This window comes from Streptomyces boluensis (assembly GCF_009908195.1).
GTDB lineage: Bacteria > Actinomycetota > Actinomycetes > Streptomycetales > Streptomycetaceae > Streptomyces > Streptomyces boluensis.
On record NZ_JAAAHS010000481.1, the window covers coordinates 1 to 5,091 of the forward strand.

Genomic DNA, 5,091 nt, shown 5'->3' on the forward strand with positions numbered 1-5,091 from the left:
CTGCTCCGCAGACACGACGCGCCGCCGCTACGCGGCGGGAGTGATGCCGCGCTCCGCGCGGCTGAATTCCGGCTCCGCCGGAATTCCCGGCCAACTCCGTTGGCCCGGGCTCGAATCGCTCCGCGATTCGGCCCCCAGGAATTCGCTCCGCGAACTCCTGGGTTTGGCTGGCTAGTTGAGGGTGACTGGTGTGTGCCGCCCGAGCCTCCTTCCGATGCCGGAAGTCTCCTCCAGCTGCCGAAAGTTGAAAGAACCGATCACTGTGTGACATTCGGCCGATCTGATCGGTCGATGCAGATCATGTCCGTCAACCGGTGTGCGTCAAACATGTAACCCAGCTAGCTTATGGAGTAGACGCGCACACCCCATACAGACGAACCGGCTCTGTTGAGACCCCCAACTAGCCATGCCGATAGCCCGGATGAAAGCCCCTCAAGAACCCTACGGAATACCAGAACAGAAGCAGCATCAAACCCCGGCCAGGGAAAGAGAAACAAACACGATGTCCCGCGAACTGCGTCCGCACCAGATTGAGGCCGTGGACGCCACCCTCCGTGCTCTGCAGTCCCCCGCCACCGGACACCCGCCGGCCCACGGACTGCGCGCTCAGGTCATCGCTGCCACCGGCTCAGGCAAGACTCGGATCGCCACCGAAACCGCCGTACGCCTCAAAGCATGCCAAGTCCTCGTCCTGGTACCGACGTTGGACCTGCTGCTGCAGATGGCCACCGCTTGGCGCGAGGGCGGCCGCGGCGGCGCCATGGTCGGTGTCTGCTCACTGCGAGCCGAAAACTCCGACGGCGTGCCCTGCACGACCGACCCGGCCGAACTCGCCTCGTGGGTCCAGGGGTTGGAGCAGGTGACGGTGTTCGCGACGTACGCGTCGGTGGGCATGGGGATCCTGCAGCGCGCCCACGAGGCCGGCCTGGGCGTGTGGGACCTGATGGTGGTCGATGAAGCACACCGGACCAGCGGGGACGGTTTGAAGCCCTGGGCTGCCGTGCACGACCAGCAGAAAATCCCCGCTGCCCGCCGGCTGTACATGACGGCGACGGCGCGGGTGTGGGAGGCGGACGAAGGCGGCGCCGGCGGTCGTGAGCCGCGGATGGTGGCGAGCATGAGCCCCGACTCCCCCGTCTTCGGGCCCGTGGCCTACAAGTTGACGCTGTCTGAGGCGATCAGCCGCGGGATCGTGGCGCCGTACCAGGTGGTGTGCGTCGACATCAGCGATCCCGCCCAGGCTGTACGGGAGTTGATCGGGACCGGTACCGATGAGGTGCGCGGGGCTCGCTTGGCCGCGTTGCAGACCGGGGTCCTGACCGCGGCGGCGCAGGAGAACCTGCGGAAGATCCTCACCTTCCACAGTCGCGTCGCCGAGGCCGAAGCCATGGCCGAAGGCCTCCCGGCGGTCGCACGCCGGCTGTGGGAGAACGACCGCAGGACGTACCCGGATCCGGAGCGGGTGTGGGCGGGATGGCTCTACGGAGAGCACCCGCCCGCCCACCGCCGGGCCGTTCTCGAGGAGTTCGCCTCCGACGTCATCGAGGACCAGGAGCAGCCGGCTGCCCAGGGCGGTGTCCCTCGGCTACAGGCCGCCGCCGTGCGCGTCCTGGCATCGGTGAAAGTGCTCGGTGAAGGTGTCGATACGGCGGATTGTGATTCCGTTGCCTTTTGCGATGTGCGAGGGTCGATGGTCGACATCGTGCAAATGGTCGGGCGCGCCCTCAGAATGCAGCCCGGTGACGGAAAAATTGCTTCTCTTATCGTTCCGGTATTTCTCGCCGAGGGTGAGAAGCCCGACGACATGCTCACCTCCCCGGCCTACGGAGCCCTCGCTAAGGTCCTCGGCGCGCTCCGCGCACACGACACCGACACCATCGAAGCCCTCGCCGACTCCCGCCCCCGCAGCGGCCATTGGACCGAGGCTGGCCAGGAGCAGGAGGGCCCTGGCGAGGGCCGGGAGCAGTTCCACGGAGACGACGGCGAGGAGAGCGAGGCGGGGGCGAGCGCGGGGGCGCGGGAGCTGCTGAAGTTCTCCACCCCGCGTGATCCGGCGGAGCTGGCGCGGTTCGTGAAGCTGCGCGTGTTGGAGCCGGAGAACGAGTTCTTCCGCCGCGGTATCGCCGCCTGCACACGGTATGTGAAAGAGACCCGTGCCGGGCAGCTGCGGGTCCCGTACGACTACGTCACCCCCGACGACTGGTCGCCCGCGGGGTTCCCGCTCGGCACATGGCTCGCCGACCAGCGTCGCTTCAACAAGACCGGCGCCCTGTCGCCGGAGCGGGCCGGCGCGCTCGAGAAGCTGGGGATGGTCTGGTCCCACCGAGACGTCGCGTTCGAGGAAGGCCTCGCCGCCGCCCGGAACTGGGCTGCCGAGCACGGGCACTTCCTGCCGCCCGCCACCGCCATCTGGGACGGCTACCCCATCGGCACCTGGGCCAAGAACCAACGCCAAGCCGCACACACCGCCGACACCCTCGAGGAACGACGCGAAGCCGGCCTCCCCGTCGAGTCATCGGTCGGGGCACTCACCCAGGAACGACGCGAAGCCCTCGACCAGATCGACGCCGGCTGGTGCCCGGTCTGGGACGTCGGCTGGCAGCGCTGCTTCCGCCTCACCCAGCAGCACATCGACGCCGACGGCTCACTGCCCCAGAAGCCCGGAGAGACGGTCGTCCAGGGCGAAGACCTCGGACGCTGGGTACAAACCCAACGCCACGCCTGGCAACAGCTCCGGCCCGCCCAGCAATGGCTCCTCGCCAACATCCTCAACCTCCAACCCGCCCACGAAGACGAACGACCCGTGAAACGGACCCAGGACACGAAATGGAACCTCAACCTCACCGCCGCACGCCAATACCAAGCCCGCGAAGGACATTTGAACGTCCCCCGCAAGCATGTCGAGCAGCTGCCGGTCGGCCTCGCGGGGCCCGCCGCTTCGGGGCGTGAGACCACCCCTGAAGGCACCATCCCGATCACCCTCGGCACGTTCATCGCCAATGCACGAAGGCGCGCAGCGAAGCTGACGCAGGAACGACACAACGATCTCGATCAGCTCGGCATGCGCTGGTGAACAGCCCGAAGGCAACGCGCGCTGAGCAAGCCCCGTGGTAAGCGCGCGGGCACTCCAAGCTGCGGGATGAGGTGCTGCTGCTCCCACCATGCGCGTACAGGGCGAGGTCCGTGTCATGCTCAGGTCTTGCGCATGACACCGAGCGCCAGAGGGCGACCTCGACTGCCGCTGGGCGGAGTACCTCGAAGTCGCTCAGGCCAGCGAAGCGCAGGTCGGAACACCGGTGCCCGAAGGCGGAGGGCTCACCAGCGGCGGCTCGCCACCGCGCGTCACGGGTCCCTAATGCTGATCGGCCCTCAGGTTGATCGCCGCGGTTTTCACTGCGAGCCCATGAGTTGGCATCGCGGCGACCGCGCGCAGGCTCACCTAGATGCGGCACGGTCTCACTTCCCGCGGAAGAGTTCCTGCAGATCCTGCCGAGAGCTGGGAATAGCGCATGGGCGGAACACCGACTCTTCACCAGTCGGCCCGCGGCCCCGTGCACGCCGCTGGACGGAAGCCGGCGAGGGCCACTCGCCACGATGCCGTCCCGGGCAAGCCGGACAGCGTGCGCAGTGGCCCTCTCAGAGCCTGTGAATCCCTGCATGACGCTCCTAGGGCGCACCTGGCAACCTCCAGATGCACCCTTCCGCCTGCCGTCACGGAGTCAGGCGTCGAGCCCAAAACGGCTTACGACCGGCTTGCTCGACCCAGTTGCAGGCCGCACCGCCGCATGCCCTCGTCGAGGTCCGCGAGAGCGTCCGTGAGGCACGCGAGGGCGTACTCCGGCTGAACGACGTAGCCGAGGGTGCTCACGTGCTCGCGTATCGCGTACCCGAGGGGTAGCCGGGGCGACGCGGTGCGTTACTCCTCGAACTGGTGCGCTCGGCCCCGGATCGTCGTTTCGCGCGGCGTGCCGACTGGCTGCCGGCTCGTCACCTCCGACCGATACGACCTAGCAGAGACCGCGCTTCTCTCGTTCGGCATCGTTCAGCTCGTCCCAGAGTCCCTCCGGGTCTACCGTGTACGGGGTTTCATCGAGGGCGTCGTAGTCGTCGGTGCTCAATGGCAGTCCTAGTTTGGCGAGTTCGGCCGCCAGTTGGGCGAACGCTGTTCCCTCGTCGGGCTCGTCCTGATAGCTCGCCCGCTGGGCGGCGACCGCCTCGGTCAGCGTGAGACCGGCCATGCCCCAGAAGGTGCCCTCCGTGTCCAGCTCTATGACGTGCCAGGGACGGTCCGTCGGTTCGTCGGGGTGCAGCCAGTAACCGATCCAGCCCTTGCCGCCCTCCGCCACGAGCTTGACGTACTTGGCCATCTCCGCTGATCCGGCGTAGAGAGCCTGCGTCTCCGGGTCTGCGAGCTCCCGTTGGCTCAGATGGCTGCTGTCCCGGAGCGGGTGGACCTCTCCCGGCTCGAAGAATTCGAGATCGAGGAGGTACGTGAAGTCGGTGCGCCCCTCCCACTGCGCCACAAGCAGCACCCGCAGATCGTCGGGTACGGGACGGCCGTCCAGCCGCTCGCGCGAGAACTCGGCGAGCCGTTCGTCGTGCATGCGCTTTCTCCAGAGCTCTAAGCGTGATTCTCCCGTCAACGTAACAGCGGGGTCTGACAAGGGAGTTGACACGACCGCGGCCACCGGCCGTTCTTCTGCACGCTGCTGTGTCACGCCTCGCGGCAGCGGGTCGGTGCATGCGTCAGCACGTACCTGCAGTGGGGTGGCGGGCCCACTGATCGGCTGTGGCTCCGCGGTCGCGCTCGGGCAGGGGCGCATCCGGCCGGTCCTCAGACGCAGACCTGCTTGCGTTCTGAGCGCTGAGGGCGAGAACGCGCTCGGTGAAGTGCGGCTCGGGCGGGGGAAGGCCGAGGTCGTCGTCCACGTAAGAGACGGCGAGCGGGAGGTATCCGAGGGCTGCGTGCACCGCGTCGGGGAAGGTGCGCTCGGCGCTTTCCGGATTCAGAAGCTGTTTCTCATCCCCGGTTCTGAGCAGCTCGGAGTCCTGGCCTGGTGCGGTGTCCGAGGATGCTGGACGGGCTGGGGC

At 67.6% G+C, this 5,091-nt stretch carries 2 protein-coding genes and 1 pseudogene; 1 reads left to right on the plus strand and 2 read right to left on the minus strand.

The window, feature by feature from the left end; genetic code table 11:
• Nucleotides 1–502 precede the first annotated feature (502 nt).
• Nucleotides 503–3,073 carry a DEAD/DEAH box helicase gene (locus GUY60_RS34175; protein WP_161705022.1) on the plus strand — a complete coding sequence of 857 codons (2,571 nt, stop codon included), beginning with the start codon at nt 503–505 and terminating at the stop codon, nt 3,071–3,073.
• A 934-nt stretch (nt 3,074–4,007) separates the two neighbouring features.
• On the opposite strand, the gene GUY60_RS34180 is transcribed toward GUY60_RS34175, so the two are convergent.
• Together GUY60_RS34180 and GUY60_RS38610 are read right to left on the minus strand one after the other, a co-directional pair.
• The gene (locus GUY60_RS34180; protein WP_161705024.1) at nt 4,008–4,604 is read right to left on the minus strand and encodes a hypothetical protein; all 597 of its coding nucleotides are present in this window, start codon (nt 4,602–4,604) and stop codon (nt 4,008–4,010) included.
• A gap of 142 nt (nt 4,605–4,746) precedes the next feature.
• Nucleotides 4,747–5,091 (minus strand): annotated as a pseudogene (locus tag GUY60_RS38610) (hypothetical protein); the annotation flags it as partial.

What these genes read in the sequence shown, in the direction of transcription:
- GUY60_RS34175 (WP_161705022.1), top strand. Translation starts at nt 503, where the DNA reads ATGTCCCGCGAACTGCGTCCGCACCAGATTGAGGCCGTGGACGCCACC.
- GUY60_RS34180 (WP_161705024.1), bottom strand. Translation starts at nt 4,604, where the DNA reads ATGCACGACGAACGGCTCGCCGAGTTCTCGCGCGAGCGGCTGGACGGC.